Annotated in this window: 6 protein-coding genes; 5 read left to right on the top strand and 1 reads right to left on the bottom strand. The window is 71.5% G+C overall.

Annotation, left to right across the window (positions count from 1 at the left end; translation table 11 throughout):
* Positions 1-4: 4 nt before the first annotated feature.
* On the bottom strand, positions 5-523 hold the full coding sequence (locus tag ACWENQ_RS22915) for a hypothetical protein (RefSeq protein ID WP_452415995.1): 519 nt from the start codon (positions 521-523) through the stop codon (positions 5-7).
* Between the two features lie 45 nt (positions 524-568).
* On the opposite strand from ACWENQ_RS22915, the gene ACWENQ_RS22920 reads away from it, so the two are divergent.
* From ACWENQ_RS22920 to ACWENQ_RS22940, 5 genes are all read left to right on the top strand, one after another.
* The gene (locus ACWENQ_RS22920) at positions 569-1,438 is read left to right on the top strand and encodes an SseB family protein (RefSeq protein WP_452415996.1); all 870 of its coding nucleotides are present in this window, start codon (positions 569-571) and stop codon (positions 1,436-1,438) included.
* Positions 1,435-1,827 carry a hypothetical protein gene (locus tag ACWENQ_RS22925; RefSeq protein WP_452415998.1) on the top strand — a complete coding sequence of 131 codons (393 nt, stop codon included), beginning with the start codon at positions 1,435-1,437 and terminating at the stop codon, positions 1,825-1,827. Before ACWENQ_RS22920 ends, ACWENQ_RS22925 begins: the two co-directional genes overlap by 4 nt.
* Before the next feature lie 76 nt (positions 1,828-1,903).
* Positions 1,904-2,311 (top strand): YbaB/EbfC family nucleoid-associated protein, encoded by a 408-nt coding sequence (locus ACWENQ_RS22930; protein WP_354908707.1) that lies wholly within the window; start codon positions 1,904-1,906, stop codon positions 2,309-2,311.
* Entirely contained in the window at positions 2,308-2,652 is a 345-nt protein-coding gene (locus tag ACWENQ_RS22935) for a hypothetical protein (RefSeq protein ID WP_449923266.1), read from the top strand. Before ACWENQ_RS22930 ends, ACWENQ_RS22935 begins: the two co-directional genes overlap by 4 nt.
* Positions 2,649-17,591 carry a WXG100-like domain-containing protein gene (locus tag ACWENQ_RS22940; protein ID WP_452415999.1) on the top strand — a complete coding sequence of 4,981 codons (14,943 nt, stop codon included), beginning with the start codon at positions 2,649-2,651 and terminating at the stop codon, positions 17,589-17,591. Before ACWENQ_RS22935 ends, ACWENQ_RS22940 begins: the two co-directional genes overlap by 4 nt.
* The last annotated feature ends 4 nt before the right edge of the window (positions 17,592-17,595 follow it).

Below are 17,595 nucleotides of genomic sequence, written 5' to 3' on the forward strand. Positions count from 1 at the left end.
GCGGTCAACGGCCGGCGAGGTCGCGGTAGGTGTCCCTGACGACCTGCAGGCGGTCGCGGCGGAAACGAGGGGGCTCGGCGGCACGCACCTCCCGTCCGCGTGCGGTCCAGAACGCCTCCGCGGGGACGTCGTCCCGCCCCTCGGGGATGAACTTGAGCACTTCCTCCACGGCCGCGCGCGCCATGGACAACGTCCGGCGAGCGTTCTCCGGGTCGTCGGGGACGTTGCCGGCCGTGAGGTCGGCGAGCCACATCCACTCCCCGGCATCGAGCAACTCCGACGGTTCCGTCCCGCCGAAAGCCGGCCAGCCGACCGGCATGGTCTCGCGCTGCGGCAGCGAGAACAGGTGCTCCCGCTCCGCGCCGCAACCTTCGCAGACGCCCGAGTAGCACGTGGCCAGCGAACCTTCGACGCTGACCACGCCGCTGTCCCACTCGGTCTCCACAGAGCCGCACTCGCACGGGTTCAGGTCGAGGTATACGAGAGCCTCGTCGCGGGTGCGGGCAACCGGCCGATCCGTCACACCCGCAACCTACAGGGGTGCGAGGGAACCTACTAGGGTGTCGCCATGCAGGCACCGAGCGCGTTCGAGAAGCGACTCCAGGAGGCGCACGGCCGGCAGGACCTGACCACCTGTCTCACGCTGTTGCGGTACGCGGACTTCGCCTGCCCGGTCACCGACGCCGCCGCCAGGGGTGACGAGCGGATCGCCTGGCCGACGTTCCTTGGGGCGGATCGGGTGTGGGTGGTGGTGTACACCTCGGCGGAGGCGATGCGGGAGGCCACCGGCGACGCCGTCCGGCATTTCCGGGTGTTGTCGCTGGTCGAGCTCGCGGCCGGCTGGCCCGATCCCCGCTGGGGCCTGGCGGTCAACCCGGGGCTGGAGCCGTCGTTCCTGCTCGAACCCGGCACGGTCGCGAGGCTGGCGGTGCCCACGCTGGAGCAGGACCTGGCCGCGGAGCCGGACAGCGGCACCCCGATCGTGCAGAAGCTGCTCGAGGTGGCGCAGCTTCAGGAGCTGCTGGCCGGCGAGCGGCCGCGGATCTCCGGCTACTGCCATCACGCCCTGGACGTCGCGCACATCGCGACCCCCTCCGTGCTCGCCGACGCGCTGCTTCAGGAGGACGCGCTCACCGCGGAGGGCGCGGTCAACCTGTTGCGCTGGCCGGCGATCGGGCTGGAGCTCTACCGCACGCCGTACGGCGGCACCGACGAGGTGGGCCGCCTGGCGATGGCCGGCTGGGTGATCGAGGAGCCGCCGTTCGCCGGCATGGGCCTGGTGCCGAACGCGACCGAGACCATCAGGGAGTACAAGATCGACGGCATCGGCCTGCCGCACGGCGCCGAGATCGTGGAGCTGGCGGCCGACGGGAAGGAACGTACGCAGGCCAGGTACGACGCCGACCACGGCCGCTGGCTCATGGTGGCGGACGCGTGAGCCGCGAGCCGTACCGCGCCCGCTGGGCCGGGACCGACTACGAGGCGTCGGCGGACCTCGTCGACGGCCGGCTTTACCTGCGCCTGTACGGCTCGGCGCCCGCCGACGGCTTCGAGAAGGTGGCGCCCGGCCGGTTCGTGCGCGCGGTTCCCGCCGCGGACTGCTCGGCGGTCTGGCACGTGACGACCGTCTGCGAGTGGCACGGCGCCCCGTTCCTGGTGCACACGGCACGGGAGGCCGAGCTGCTCATCGAGTACACCGGCGGGGACGCCCTGCACGCCGCGGGGCTCGGCCTGGAACGGATCGAGCGCGGCGTGTACCGCATCTGGGTGAAGCGAGAGGAGGTGTCGGCGCTCGGCGAGAAGCTTGTAAAGATCGTCAGCAGTTGATGAACAACATGGCTCATGTTCTCTTTCACGCCCGATGATGTTGTTGTTATATTCGCCCCAGTTAGGGGGTGGGGCCTTGATCGAGGACGCTGACGTAGTCGGGCTCCAGGCCTACGCCGACGAATTACGCGCAACCTTCATGCGCATGCAGCGCGAGGCGACCGATCTCAACGCCCGGGCGCAGGCGATCCGGGTCACCGAGAAGTCCGCCGACGGGCTCGTCTCGGCCACGGTGAGCGTCCGTGGCGAGCTGATCAGGCTGGACCTCGACCCCCGGGTGTTCCGCCGCCCCGACGCCAGAGGGCTGGCGGACGCGATCACCGACACCGTGCGGCGGGCCGCCGCCAAGGCCATGGACGAGCTGCTCGAGGTCTTCCAGCCGGTGGTGCCGCCCGAGCAGTTACGCGCTCATCTGGAGGGCGATCTGGAGGCCGTGCTCGATCAGCTCTCCGGCCCGATGCCCGGGGAGAGACGCCGTCGATGACCGCCGACGACCGGGCGGACGTGCACATCCGCGAACCGATCAGCAACAGCCTGAACCAGTGGGACGCCATGGCGAACAACCTGAGCGCCGCCTGGCCGGCCATCGCGGCGCGGATCCGGGCGCTGAACGCCGCCCGCCCTCAGGGCGACGGGCCGGACGGCCAGTCCTTCAGTTCGCGATACCTGGCCGGTGGCGGCCCCGAGCGATTCCTGCGGGACACCGACGATCTCATCAAGGAGATCTCCGGTTCCGGGCCCCTGCTGCGCGCGACGGTGTCCAACACGCTCACCACTGAGCAGGCGATCGACCTGGGCCTGTCGACGACCTACCGCCAGGCATGATGGCGGGCAAGGGCGATGTCAACAACGACGCCCGGAAGCCGGCAGGCGGCACCGGCGCGTTCGACGGCGGGATCGCCACCAAGGACGTGGAGCCGGTCTGGCGGACCGAGGCGTTGCCCGGCTGGGTGGTCCACCACCTGATCCCGCTGCTCACGGCGGGCCAGAGCTGGCCCGAGGGAAGCGAGAGCAAGCTCTGGGAGCTGCGCGTCGAGTACGTCAAGCTGATGAACCTGCTCATCAGCACGCTCGACCCGACCTCCACCACGGTGCAGACCCTGAACGGCAGCCTCCAGTCACCCGCCAAGCCGGCCATCTTCAAACGGCTGGCCAAGCTCTACGACGACAAGGCCGGCGTGGTCGCCAAGGCGCAGGAGTCCTTCTCCTACGCGAAAATGGTCGACAACTTCGCCCGCGAGACCCAGTACACCAAGCTCTCGATCAACATCGCGTTCTGGATCGCGGTGATCGCCGCGTTCATCGCCCTGATCGCCGCGGGTTTCTTCCCGCTCGCGAGCATGCTGCTGCGCAGCGTCGGGACGGCGGGGGCGAGCAGGATCGCCCTGATCATGGAGCGCCTGGCGCTGGTGGCGTCGAGGTCGGGCACGGTCGCCGCGAGCGGCCAGGTCACCAAGCTCGCCGGAGCCGGTGCGGGCAGCAGGTTCTTCAACGCGGCGCTGGCCGCCGAACTGTTCGAGGAGATCACCGAAGAGCTCTCCATCGACGTCCTCTCCCAGTACCAGCAGATCAAGATGGGCACCCGCGACTCGTGGGACTGGAAGAAGATCAAGGCGGCGGCGATCGGCGCGGGCGCCGGCGCGATCGCGGGCACCAAGCTCGGCGGTCCGATGTCGCGCTTCGCCAACGACCTGCCCGGCATCTCGCGGCTGAACAGGATGGCGGGCGACAACCGCGGCGTCGGCAACGCGTTCCTGCGTTTCCCCGGACGTGCGCTGAACACCGGCCTGAACAACATGGTCGCCTCACCGGCCGGCAGCGTCGTCGCCAACTACGCCGTGTACGACCAGTTCGCGCTGCCCGGCGCGGAAGGCTTCTACGGCGGTTTCCTCGGCGGCGCGGGCCGTACGAACACCTTCGGCCCGACCAGCCATAACGTCGTGAGCGCCATCGTCTCCCCGATCTCCACGCTGAGCGGCGTGATCAACGAAGCGATGGCGGCCCAGCAGAACCCGCCCGGTACGGCAGGCCTCACCGCGGGGGACTTCACCTCGCCGGCCGGGCCCCGTCCCGGCTCGTCCGACGGCACAGCCGTGCCGGTGGTGACAGCGCAGCAGCCGGGCGGCGACCTGTCCGGCGCGCCCAGACGTGACCGCGGCGCTCCGGTCGCCGAACCGGCCGGGCCGCAGCCCGCGCAGAAGGGGACGCGGTCCGTACCGGCGCCCGACGTCGCCGGCCAGGACGCGCACCAGACGAACAGGTCGCAGCACGGCAACGACGCGAAGACGCGACAGGACACCGCCGCCGCGCAGAACCCGAACGTCCAGGACCAGTCCCAGGACCAGCCCGAGGACCAGCCGGACCAGGACCAGCCACGGGACCAGGACTCGCGACCGGCGTCCCGGCCTGCCGCGCAGGACGCTGCCCCCGCCCCCGACCAGCGGCCCGCGCCCACGACGGAGCAGGCCCCGGCCGAACCGTCGGCCGCGCCCGACGGCCCGCGGGACTCCACCGTCACCCCGGATCCGACCGGCACCGCGGATCCGGCGAACACCCCTGATCCGACCAGCACCCCGGAGCCGGCGAACACCCCGGAACCGACCAACACCCCGGAACCGACCGGCACTCCGGATCCGGTGAGCGCCCCGGAGCCGGCGAGCGCCCCCGACGCGGCCGGCGCGCCGGAGGTGGCGAGTGCTCCGGAGACGGCCACCGCTCCAGACCCGACCGGCACCCCGGAGGGCGCCCCTCGAACGCCCGACCCCAGCGGCAGCCCGCAAGACGTCGGCACGCCCGGCACCGTCACCACGACGGAGACGGTGACCGTCTCCGGCACGACACCGCAGGCCGACACGCGGCCCGCCGCCGCCCCCGCGCTGGCCCAGCAGGCCGCGGACCCCGCACCGGGCCTGGTCACCCGGCTGATCAGGACTGCGCGCCGGACCAGGGACGCCCACGCGCTCGTGAGCGGCCGTCCCATCAGGAACACCAGATTCGTCGCCGACGGCCGCGAGAGCGGCGTGCCCCGGCTCACGGTGGCGGAGGCCAGGGCGGCGTTCGAGGCCGAGGTGCTCGCCGCCGACCTCGGCGAAACGGTCACCGGCCTGCGCTGGACCGCGCCCGACACGCTGGTGGTCGAGCTCAGCGGCCTCCCCGACCAGACGTTCACCTTCGAGGTGGGCCGCGTCTCACGCGGGCGGCTCGGCCGCACCGTGGCGAACCCGGGCAATGTCAACGAGGTGCGGCTGGCTCCGGGCGTGGCGCCCGACCAGGTGGCCAGGCTGGTGCTGCACGAGATCGTCGACACCCTGCACGCCAGGAACCACCCTCGCCAGAACCTGCTCCGCCGCCTGGTCACCCGGCCGGAGGGCCGCGACGAGTGTCTGACGGCGCGGCAGCGCGAGGAGGCGTTCCTGACCCGCCGGATCGGCGCGGTGAGCGAGGACCAGCGGGCCGACCTCGTGGCGGAGCGGAACGCCGTACGCCGGATCCTGGAGGCGCACGGCCTGAGGACGGCGCCTTCCGGGCCGGCCCCGGCCGCCCCGCCGTCGGTGGCCGACCTGGTCGGCCGGTTACGCGAGCACGACCATGCCGTCGACCCGCTCGTACGGGATCTCGACCAGGCGCTGGCGCAGCATATCGACCGGCTCCTGGTCGTCGAGATGAACCTCCGCCTCCAGGCGATGACGATGGCCGGCGGCATGAGCACCGACCCGTTGCTGGAGGCGGTCTCCCAGGCGAGAGCCGCCTACGAGAGCGCCCAGGCGCTCGTGCACGCCGCGAGCACCCCTAACACGAGCGTCACCGAGTTCGCCAGGGCGCTGTATGCGGCCAACCGGCTCCACCAGCGGTACGAGGAGCAGGCCGGCCAGGTCAGCGTGGTTCCCGCGCTCACCGACGCGGCGCCGGAGCCGGACCTGCTCCGCCGGCAGATCGCCGCGCTGCGCGCCGCCGCCGCCGAGCTCACCGGCCCGGCGTCGCGGTCGCCGGGCACGGCGGCCGAGCGGCAGGCCGCGGCGGCCTCGGCGGTGCACGCCGCCGAGGTCTACGGGTTGCTCCTCGACGAGACGGTTCGGGCGCGCCGCATCGCGATCGGCCCGCCGGAGGTGCTCGCCGCGCAGTTGCGCCGCCTGGGCGCCACCTACGAGCAGCACTACCGCCGGGTCGCGGCGCAGGAGAAGTCGGCCGGCGCCCGCGGCGCCCAGGACATCCTCGCGCTGTACGCCGACCTCCGCGGACATCTGACCGCCCGCCAGGCCACCGCCCTGACGCTGCGCGCCACCGTCGAGGCGCTCGGCGGGGTCGTCGCCGCTCAGCGCGCGACGGTACGTGCCTACAACGAGTCGGCGGGCGGGGCGTACGCCCTCGCGGCGGACGCCCTGGCCAGGAGCGACCTGGACGGCGCGCGGACGTGGCAGGCCACCGCGGCGGATCTCGGCCGGATCGGCGAGCTGCACGAGGGGGCCGAGCGGCTGGCGATCGCCGCGCGCAACGTTCTCCGGGAGCTCGACGGCCTGCTGGACGACGTGATCACGGGAGTTCCCGTCGACCACGTCACGCTGGCGGCCCACGCGGACGCGGCCACCGCGGCCCTGAGGACGTATCAGGAGGCCGTCGCCGCGCTGCCGCCCGCGACACCGCCCGCTCTCCCCCGGCTGTCACAGCCGCCGTTCAGCCCGCTGGCGCAGCTCAGGAGGGAGATCCACGAGGAGGAGAGGGCGCTGGAGGTCGCCCGCCAGCACAACCTCGAGCTCGGCCTCGAGCACCGGCACAACGCCTGGATCGCGCGGGAGAAGGTTTTCGAGGCGTTGCACCAGGCGGCCCTTCACGGCCGGAACCTGGACGACAGCGCGCCCGAACGCACTCGCCGGGCTGAGCTGGACGCCATGACCGCGTTGTCGATCGCCCAGCACCACACCCGCATGGCCGAGCGGTACGAGGCCGCCGCCGCGGCCGCCGACCACGCGCTCGAAGCCGCTTATGCCACGCTCGCCGCCCTGAACAGGGTGAACAGGCCGGACAAGCCCAAAACGCTGCAGGTCGAATCCGCCATGCACGAGCTGCGGAGCCGGAGGGACGCCTACGAATCGGCGAGCCGGGCGGTGCTGCCGTCGGCGCACGCTCTGCTGGCGAGCTACGCGGCGGGGCCGATCGCCAACCTGCCCGTGCTGACCGAGCTGGTCAACGACATGCTCAGGCAGGAGGGGGTGGCCACACAGCTCACCCAGGAGGAGCTGAGGTACGCGATCCGCCAGGCCTTCCGCGGCGTGGTCTCGGAGGACGGCCTGCTCCTGCGCCTGAACGTGGCCACCGGCACGGAGCTGCGGATCAAACTGACGCTGGACGACCTCATGGAGGTGGCCAGGCCCGGCGGCACGCACTCCGAGACCATGTACGGCCGGCTGAGGCAGGGCGGCGGCAGATCGTCCGTGACCGGTCGGATGCCCCGCGGGCTCGACTTCGACCGGGACCTGATGGATACCGTCAGGGGGATGCTGCGGTTCCTGCCGTTCGAGACCGCCCGTCAGATCGCGGAGCACGGCGTACTGAGGCTCAGGCTCGGCTGGGACGACGGTCGCTCCGTCACCACCTCGGCCCAGAACAACTGGGTGGGCGGCAACGTCGAGGACAACCGCGGCATGGCCGCCATGTTCAGCGCCAGGGCGAGCTGGGAGGTGGAGCTGCGCACGGCGTCCGGCCACTCGGTGACGCGTGAGCTGCCCGCCGACAGAGAGTCCGCGCGGCAGAACGTGTGGATCGCGCACGCCTACCTCACCGACCCTCCGGAGCACGTCCTCCAGCTCCCGAAGGAGGAACGGCAGCAGGCTCCCTTGCCCGAACACGTCGTCACCGGCATGACCGGCCTGATCACGCTGGCCGACGACGCGGTCCGGCTGATCGAGGAGGCCGGGCTCAGGCTCAGTCCTGTCGCCCGGAGCCAGGTCCTCACGACGTTCACCGAGGATCTGCCCAGTTACCTCGGCGAGGCCGTCAACAATCCGTCGGGGCTCCGCCGGACCATCACCGTGCACGGCCGGGCCAGGGCCACGGTGACCGTACGCACCGCCGTGCTTCCCGGGGTCACCCTCGTCGGCGGCACCGTGAGGCAACGCCAGGAGCGGCATCGGACCGGATCCTCCATCGCGGGCCAGAGCCGTTCCAACAGCCACGACAAGGGCCTCGGAGCGGACGTGGGCGCCACCACGAAGTCGCACGAGCAGCAAGCGACCCCCGAGCTCGTCGTGAAGGGCACCTTCGGCGGCAACCTGGACCGGGCGGGTTCCACGAGCACCAGCGAGACCGCGGCGTCCCTCCATCCGGGCGTGCAGGCATGGGATGGCCAAACCCAGAGCTATCTGCTGAACATGGTGCACACGGTGACGATCCAGGTGGACGGGCAGCCACCGATCACTCTCGTCTCCGACCCGAGCACCGGACTGTTCCGCATGACCGAACCGGATGCCTACCGCTACGGACTGCCGGTCGACACCAAGGCGGAGATCGGGCGGAACGCGGACGGATCCATCGTGCTCCGCGGCGACCCCGTCAAGGTCGCCCCGCCCGGGAGAACCGGCGTGCTGCCCACCTGGCTCGGCAGCGATCCGGGACAGACCCGCGGCGCGGGCCCGGCACTGGTTCAGCAGGTCACCGGCATGAACCAGGTCCGGGCCCAGGTCGAGGACTATCTGCGTGACAAGGGCGTGTTGCCCAAGCTCAAGAACGGCGTCCCCGACTACTCCATGGACCCGTGGCTCAGGGCGAGCCAGATGGCCAACGAGCAGCTCGTCGCCGAGCAGTTCTCCGCGGAACGCCTGGAGACCGATTATGACCAGGCCGCCCAGGAGGGCCTGCTCATCAACCTGGTGCACCACAGGACCGGCCTCACGGCCGAGCACTACACCCTGCGCATCAAGCTGGAGCAGGACTTCGACAACGCCGTCTACGAGGGGGTGTCGACCGCCGAGCGCGTGGTGACGCTGGACATCGGCTCGGACACCTACACCTCGGCCCGGAACCAGGGCACGTCGGCCGGGCTCGGGATCCGCGGCGAAGCCGGGCTGAAGAACGCGCCCGGCGGAGTCGGAGGGTACAGCGGCGGCCTCGACGCCGGTCGGGGCAGCTTCGGGGAGCACACCACGGGCAGCACCGTCAACCAGGTGAAGCTCATGGAGGGCCTCGGGCAGACCGCGGTCTTCCGCGTCCCGCACACCGTCCGCGTCGATCGGCTGACCGGCCCGAACCTCATGCAGACCGTGGCGGAGGAACAGACCGGCGACGCGCGGGTCCTGCTTCCCGCCGATCTGCTCCCTCTCGCGCCGTCCGCGGACGGGCACCCCAGGCCGGAGAGCCCACGTCATCCCACCTCGGAGCGGGCGTTCCGGCTGGCCACGGTCGCCCACCTCAACGTCGGCGACATCGCGACGGCCGCCGCGAACGAGCTCGCCAAGTCGCTCGGCCGCGACTCCCCCGAGTTCCAGCACCTCGCGGCGTTCTTCAACGTACGCGGGCTGATCAGCCACCGCGAGGTGTTCTCCACCGGTCACCGGACCGGGGTGGACACCCGGACGGCGGCCGGGGCGGCCCGGCACCAGCCGGTCTCCCTCCACCTGAGGCGGGGCGAGTCCCGATTCCTGTCCGCCACGGACGTGCTGGTCGGCGACATCAACCTCACGCTCGGCTCCCACAGCAGCTCCGGCCGGCAGTCCAGGCCCCGCAGCGCAGGGGGCGGCCTGAACGTGCCGGTCACCACGAAGGGGGGCACCGACGAGGGCGCGGGGGTCTCATGGGGACGGACGACCGCACTCGAGCAGAAGATCATCGCCGGTCCCGAGCGGCTGGGCATCGACACGGGCAAGCAGTACGCCTTCGTGATGGACGTCACCCCCGAGCTGACCGTGGGCTCCGGCGCCGACGCGAGGACGACACAACCGGACAAGGGCACCGTCGTCTACCTGCTCGCCGAACGTGACGCGCTCGACCTGTACGCGAGCGGCGAGGTGCGGCTGCCCCTGCACCAGGTCGCCGACGCGGCCGAACGGCTGATGAACGGCAACCTGAAGCTCAGCCGCCGGGTCGCGGTCAGGTTCATGGACCGGTACCTGCAGGACCTGGAGCTGGCCAGGGCCGAGTCGCCGGGCCTCACCGCCGTGCCCGGTGTCCCGCTCACCTCGGAGCACAGCATGGGCAGGGCGCTCGCCGCGCTCCTCGGCATGTTCCCCACCGACAGGCTGGTCGACCTGATGCCGCCCGGGGTGCCGCCTGGACGGCGTGGCGAAACGGACTCCGAGACCATCGAGCGCATGCTGAGCCGGACGGAGTTCCATCCCCACGTTCTGGACAACCTGCGAGCCGCCGCCCTGCGGCTGGAGAACGGCGAGGTGGCCGCCGCGCTCGCGCCGACCTACCAGGACGCCATCGGCATGAGCACCGTCAAGGGGGTAAGCCTCCATCCGGTGAACAGGCCCGGCACCGAGGTGGAGCTGCTGGAAGAGATCGTGGCGGCGGTCGAGGAGGTGGCTCCGGGCGCGCTCGACCAGGACACCGCCCTGTGGCGCGCGCTGACGAACGACTTCTCCGGCAACACCTGGCTCGGGAAGATCGACAGCATGCTCGACCCGGACTCGCCCCCCGCCGACTACACCGTCAGGGTCGGCAGGGACGCGGAGGCGCTCGAGATCACCGTACGGGCCGAGCTCGGTGAGGACGCGCGGTATCGGGGTGAGGTCTCCGACTACGGGCAGATCCTCCAGCTCTACACCATGCTGGAGGACAACGCCTCCGAGTCGGCGGCGTTGACCGGCAGCGCCGGCTTCAAGGGGTCGGAGAGCACCGAGGCGGGCGCCGCGGGCACCGACCTCGGGCACGGCAACACGGGCGCGAGCAACATGCAGCAGACCCGGATCCAGCGGGTGGCGGCGTCCGATGGCACGAGGGCGGAGGTGCGCCAGGGCATCAGGCTCGTCGTCGAGGTGCGGCGGGTGGGCAAGGGCGAAGCGCCGCGCCGGGCCGCCCGCAGACAGTTGTCCGGCACCATCGACCGGATCATCCCGCCCGGCATGGTCACGCACGCGGGCGCGGCCACCGCGCCGGCACCCGCCGTGGCCGATCCCCGGCCCTTCCCCGTGCCGGAGAACTTCGCCGTCGAGAGCACGCGGGCGCCAGGACTCGCCCAAGCCGTCGAGCAGCGCCTGAAGGCCGCGCTGGGCCTGGAGCTCACCCGCGAGGGCTCCAAGGCGCTCGCCCGGCTCCTGTCCGGCAACGGCAGGAACGCCCTTTTCGAGCGCATGACGGCCAAGGACGGGTTCATGGTGCTCGAACTGCCGATGCCGGGTGGCCGGATGGTGCGCGTCCGCGTCGGAGCGGTGTTGTCCGACCCCGTGGTGATGGCCCGAGGTCACGTGAACCAGGAAATCGGCCAGGTCGACCGCAGGCAGTGGAGCACCTCGGCGAGCTCGAACCGAGCCCGGCCGCTCCCGCTCGGGATCACCGTCGGCAGCAACGACCAGAACACCTGGGTTCCCGGCGATCCCGACATCGGCATGAGCGCCGGCTACCGGGACCAGGCCGGTGACGGCTCGTCGGTCAGCGGAGGCAACCGGGACGAGACCAGCGTCTTCGAGAAGGCCCGCAGCAGCTCGGTCCGGTTCCGGGTCGACTACGACGTGCGCTTCGAGGTCTGGTCGAATCCGGCCACCGACCAGCGGCCGTCGCGGACCATCGTGGAGCAGCGCATCGCGACGGGCGACGTCGACACGGTCGTCCACGACCACGTGTTGCGGGCGCTCGCGGCGCAGGCGGAGAACCCGCGGGCGGCCGTCCCTCCCGCGGATCGACCGGCGCGGGACGTGCCCGGCCCGCCCGTGTCCCTCGCCGACCTGGGCGTCGACGACCATCACAGGCTGGCCGCCGAGCTCGCCAGGCGGCCGGGCCCCGTCCATCTCGACGCCGACCTGGCCGCTCCCCCGTACGGGCAGCTCAGGCAGGCGCAACTGGCCGCCCGAGAGCTGAACGCGGAGGTCAGGGTCACCGTTCACCTCCCGGGCGGCCCGCCCAGGACCTACCTCGCCACCCCCGACGGCCGGCTGGCGGCGGAAGAGATCGACGGAGGATTCGGGCGGCGCTTCTCCGGCATGCCGTCCGCTCTGATCGCGGCGGCCGAGCAGTACGGGATCGACCTGCACGCGCTGCACGAGCGGACCAGCGCGGACGGTGACACGAGCCTCGCCGAGCAGCTGCGGCGCGAACTGACCAGGCGTGCCCTGCCCCAGCCCGCGGCACCGGCGCCGGCCTGGCCGATCAAGGCCGCACCCGACGACACCGAGCAGGGGACGGACGGCGCGCACGGCTTCACCCACGGCTCGCCGATCCCCGGCTCCCGTTTCGTCGCGGACGGCCGGCCCGCCACGGAGGACGACCTCACCGTCGACGAGGCCAGAGGGTCGTTCAACGACGAGGTGCTGCCGGAGGACTTCGAGGGCGCCGACGACAGCTGGCGGATCACCTGGAACGAAGGCGACACCCTCACGCTGGAGTCCGACACCTTCGGGCGGCTGCACTTCCGGGTCCAGGTGGGACCGGTCGAGGGTGGCTACCTCGGCAAGACGACGGCGGTGAACGTCGCGGGCACGGAGGGGGATCCGCATGTGGTGACCCTGGCTCCGCGTGTCGCCCGCGATCAGGTCGCCAGACTCGTCCTGCACGAGATCAGCGATGTGCTCCAGCACCGGAACGCGGCCGAGCACGGGCACGCGCACACGCACGCGCCCGGGGAGTCCACCCGCGACGAATGCGTCACCGCCCGCCGCAACGAGCTTCGTTTCCTGGAGCGCAAGCAGCGGGCGGCCCTGGTGGCCGGCGACACCGCGGCCGCGGAGGACCTGGCGGGCGAGATCGCCGCGGTGCAGGGCGACCTGGCCGCGCGCACCCGCCCGTCGCAGTCCATCGACGACCTGATCAACTTCACGGACGACGAGGAGCTGACGGCCCTGGGCGTCCGGGGCGAACCGGAGCCCCTCGGTGCGAACGTCTCCAAGGTGACGCTGGACGACGGCTCTTCCGCGCTGCTCCTGGAGGAGAGCACCGTCCAGGGGAGGAACCGGCAACTGCTGGTGACCCGGCTGGCCCACCGCCTGGGGCTGATCGGGCCGCCCAGGGCGGCCGGTGACCGGCACATCCTCATCGACTGGACGCCCACCGGCACCACAGCCGGCATCCTCGGCACGCGTGAAGCGGTGCTCGCCGGATACCTCGTCGCCCTGGCCGACATCACGCCGGTCGTCGGCAGACCGGCTCTGCACGTGATGCCGAGCGGCACGCCGCTGCTGGAGTTGTTCCTGCGCGAGGACGCCTCCGGCGTGCGCGACTGGGGAAGCAACCCGCTGTCCCCGTCGGACGTGCGGGCGCTGGCGGCCATGCTGGAGGCCGCCCGCCCGGAGTTCGAGCAGATGGGCCTGCCGTCCGAGTTCGAGCGGATCCTGGAAAGGCACTGGGCCCTCGCCGGTGGCCCGCTCGCCAGGAACGCGGTCGGCCTGGAGAGCGTGGTGGCCGCCGCGCCGGGGCACCACCTGCCCCTCTTCGGAATCGGCCCGCTCAGGGCCATGGACGAGGGCTCGTCCGCCACGGGAGCGGACCTGGATCCGGCCGCCGAGGGCCAGGTCATCAACGCGGCTCGCCGCCTGCACAGCAACATCCAGCGAGGGGTCGTGTCGGAGCGGGAGTCGCCCCTGGGCGGCGTGGTCACGTTCGCCGACGGGTCCCAGGCGCTCAGCGTCCCCATCTTCGAGGGCAAGGAGATCCTCGTCCGGGCACTGCTCAGGCAGGTGTTCGGCCTCGCCGGCCCGGCCGTCGAGCTCGACGAGGACGGGTACGTGTGGCGTACGTTCGGCAACGACGCGTTGCGGGCGAGCCTCGCCACCGGCGTCTCCGAGGTGATCGACGTGCCCGGGTCGGACGGGCGCACGACAGAGGTGGTCTTCGGCGACGGCCGGCGGGCCCTGCGCCACGAGTTCCCGACCCCCGCGGCGGCGGACGAGCACGAGGCCAGGCTGGAGGAGGCGCGCGAGGCACGGGGCGACCTGCCCGGCACCCATCGGGCCACCCCCTACATTCTGTACGAAGAGATCGTCAGCCCACCGGAACCCACCGCCGAGTCCGAGGCCCGCCTGGCCACCCGGGCGCTGTACACGTTCCTGAGCCGCGGCCGGCCGTTAGACCACGCGACGCTTCGACGGCTGCTCGACGCCAACCCGCTCCTCGTCCGGTTCGGCGAGGCCGGCGACTGGGAGTTCCGGGCCGGCGCTCCGGTCCTGTCCGCCCAGGACGTCGCCCGCCTCACCGCCGCGTTCGAGGCGCTGAGCGACTCCTTCGGCATGCTCCATCTCGGCGACCGGTACGAGCGGTTGCTGAGCATGCTGAACGAGTTCGCCGGGTCCGACGACGCCAGGCTGATCCCGCTGGCCTTCTCCGAGGACCCGACGACCGTCGAGTACCGGGCGCCCGCCTGGCGGCCGGGACCGGGGCCCATCCTGGGCGAGCTCCTCCAGGGGGATCGCCTGGCACAGGTGAACGCGCGCAACCAGACCGACGTGCTCTCCCGGGCCGACGCCGAGCTGGCGGCACGGCCGAGCACGGAGGGGTACGTGTTCGCCCGGGTCCCCGCCGGCCTCGTCCCCAAGGACATCCGGCCCGGCGAGGAGTTCACCGTGGATACCCTTCTCGACGGCGTCGACAACGCCGACCAGGTTGGCGAGAGTCCCCATGGCACGCGGGTGACCATCCTGGCGTCCGACTACGTGCCGGTCGGAGACCTATCGGGCAAGCCGCACCAGGCTCTGTTCAGGGCCGGCGCCCGGTTCGAGGTGACGGCGAGACTGACCACCGACGACGGTGAGGTGCACTACTTCCTCACCCAGCAGCCCGCCCGGTCGCGAACCGGCCCGGTGGTCGCGCCGAGAATCGAGCTCACCGGCGAGCTGGCACTGGATCTGGCGACGCATGTCCACAACGCGCTCCGTAAGACCCTGGCGGGAGTACGCTTCCCCAGCGGCGTGGACGACGACGCCGCCTGGCACATGCCCCCCGTCAAGGACGCCTTCGTGGTGGAGGGCCGCTACTCGGAACGCGGCATGATGGTCGGCAGGCGGCGCCTCCGGTCCGAGGTGGTCGCGGCGACGCTGCTGTGCTCCCCCGGCCTGCCGCAGGACGCCCCGATCGTGCTCGTCGGCCCCCATGACGGGACGACGACGTTCGCGCAGGAGCTCGCCTGGTACACAGGCCGGGTCGTGCTGGCCGCGGACGGTGGCGTGGAGATCACGACGCTGGGCAACCTACGCGTCGGGGACGGCAGACAGTTCCGGATCTTCCTGCCCGCCGACAGCTCGCACACAGTCGCGGAGCAGCTCAGGACCTGGCTCGGTCCCGCGCTCGCGGCGCTGACGAGCGCCCCGCAGACCGGTCACACAACGCCCACGCCACCCGGGCGACACGTCCAGCCCCCGCTCCTCGCGGACGTCAGGCCCGGCCAAGCGTCCAGCCCCGTCTCCGCACCGCCGCTGAGCAGCCGCCACCGAGACCTGATCTTCCAGCATCGCCGCGAAGTCTCCGCGGGCATCTGGTACCGCGACGAGAACTCCGCCGTCATGTCCACGGCCGATCCACGCCTGCTGCGGCGTTCCCCCGGCGTCATCGACGTCGCGATCGCCGGCGACGGCACCGGTTTCCTCATCGGCGACGAACGGCTCAGCGCGGCCGACCTGGCCACCATGCTCGCTCACGACCCGCGCGTGATCGCGCAGCCCGACGCCTGGATCCGCATCCTGGGCTGCGAGACGGCCCGCAACCAGGCGGTGCTCCAGGAACTGGCCGACATCACCGGCCGGTCGATCCTCGCCAGCAACGAGATCGTCTACATCGGTGCTGACCGGCGCCCGCACACCGCGGCCGTGCAGAGCTACGACTCGGACGGGCGGCCGATCTTCCCGCGCGACGACAACGGCCAGTGGCTGCAGGCCCACCCGGCCACGGCGGTGACCCCCCCGAGGCCCCTCCCCGTCCCGGGAACGCAGGCCGCTCCCCGGCGCGGCCTGCCACAGGGCCTCGTCGATGCCGCGCTGGCCGCCGATCCGAACGAATGGGAGTTGTTCGGACAGCAGGGCAATGAGGGCATTGTGGCACACCTCACCCTGGAGGACGGCACCAAAGTCGTACGGAAGGAGATACCTGCCCCCAAAGCCAGGGCCGAGATCCTCAGTGCGCTGGTAGGCCAGCGCTTTGGCGCCAACGTCCCCATCGTCGTCGAGCACCCGACGGACCCGACAGTGATCTTCATGGAGTACATCCACGGCGAGCACCCCGGTGAGGAGGCGAACGTGAACAACAGACGTGGCGCGATCCTGATCGAACTGCTCGACCTGGTGATCAACAACAACGACCGGCACCGGAAGAACCTCTTGCTCACGGCCGACGGCCTCGCGGGCATCGACCATGGGCTTGCCCTCAGCGTGAGCATCCCTTACGTGTTCGAGGGCGAATACCTCTTCGGCAACTTCGTCTCGTCCAGAGCCTACGTAAGTGACGTGTGGATAGACAACCCGCTGACCCTGCAGGACGTGGACGTCCTCACGGACGTCATGATGTCGCTGCGTCCTTACTATGAGAAGTACAACTTCCTGGACGCCTACGACCTGGCGCTGGACCGGCTGTACCACATCGGGATGCACGCCAAGGGCGAGATCTCGCTGATAGCCCCGGCGGCGCCCGCACCCACGCGGGTCCAGCGCCACTTCGGCTGGGACTTCGACGCCCACAACGAGGTCGTCGAGGACGTTACCCAGCGGCTGGCGGCCGGCGAGGACGTCGCGTCCGTCGTGCCCTACATGACACGCGACGCGATGCACGTGGACGTGGCCTTCGGGCTGGAGCTGGAGTTCGCCCACACGGACGGCACCGCGGGCTTCTGGGAGAGCGACGTGCGCCTGATGGCCCGTGAGCTGTACCAGGAGGGGCTCATCGCGAGCCCGGAGGTGTTCGGGCACCACAAAGCCCCCGCCTCGATGAACGGCCTGCCGCACATGGAGTGGGAGGCGAACCGGCAGCGCCTCGCCGGTGAGTTCGTCTCCGGCATCCTCCGGGACACCGAGGGGACCTGGGCGGACCTGCCCCGGATCACCGAGATCATCCGGTCCTACGGCGGCGAGATCACCACGGCCGCCGGCGGGCACATCCATGTCGGCGCTCCCAACCTCGGCACGGACGTGAGGGCGCTGCGTCGGCTGTTCACGCTCTACCACGGCTACGAGGACATCCTCTTCCGGCTGGGGCAGGACCCCAGGGAGCCTTTCGGCATGCACCGGCCCTACCGGGCGTGCATGCCCAACGACGTCCTCAACGTCACCGAGCGTACGCCCGCGGGGTTCCGGGTGCCCGGCGCCCGCGCCTGGGCCCTCAACCTGTCCAACGTCGTCGGCGCGGAGAACGATCACGTCGAGTTCCGTCACAACGACGGGCATCTGGACCCCTCGATCATCCAGGCACGGATCAAGCTCGTCACCACCATCGTGGACTACGCCCGCAACGGCGAGGAGCGCCTGCCCGCGCGGGAGGTGCTGGGCACCCACCTTGAATACGACTGGAGCCCGCGACAGGAGGCGGCCTCCTTCATCGACATGGTGAACACCCTGTTCACCCGCCAGGTCGACAAGGAACAGCTGACCGCCCTGTTCGCGATCACCCAGTGGCAGCCGGCTTCGGACGACGGACGATGGTGAGCGA

Source organism: Nonomuraea sp. NPDC004354 (genome assembly GCF_053602555.1).

Bases quoted from the DNA above. Each gene is read 5' to 3' on its own strand.
- ACWENQ_RS22940 (WP_452415999.1), top strand. From the start codon at position 2,649: ATGATGGCGGGCAAGGGCGATGTCAACAACGACGCCCGGAAGCCGGCA.
- ACWENQ_RS22935 (WP_449923266.1), top strand. From the start codon at position 2,308: ATGACCGCCGACGACCGGGCGGACGTGCACATCCGCGAACCGATCAGC.
- ACWENQ_RS22920 (WP_452415996.1), top strand. From the start codon at position 569: ATGCAGGCACCGAGCGCGTTCGAGAAGCGACTCCAGGAGGCGCACGGC.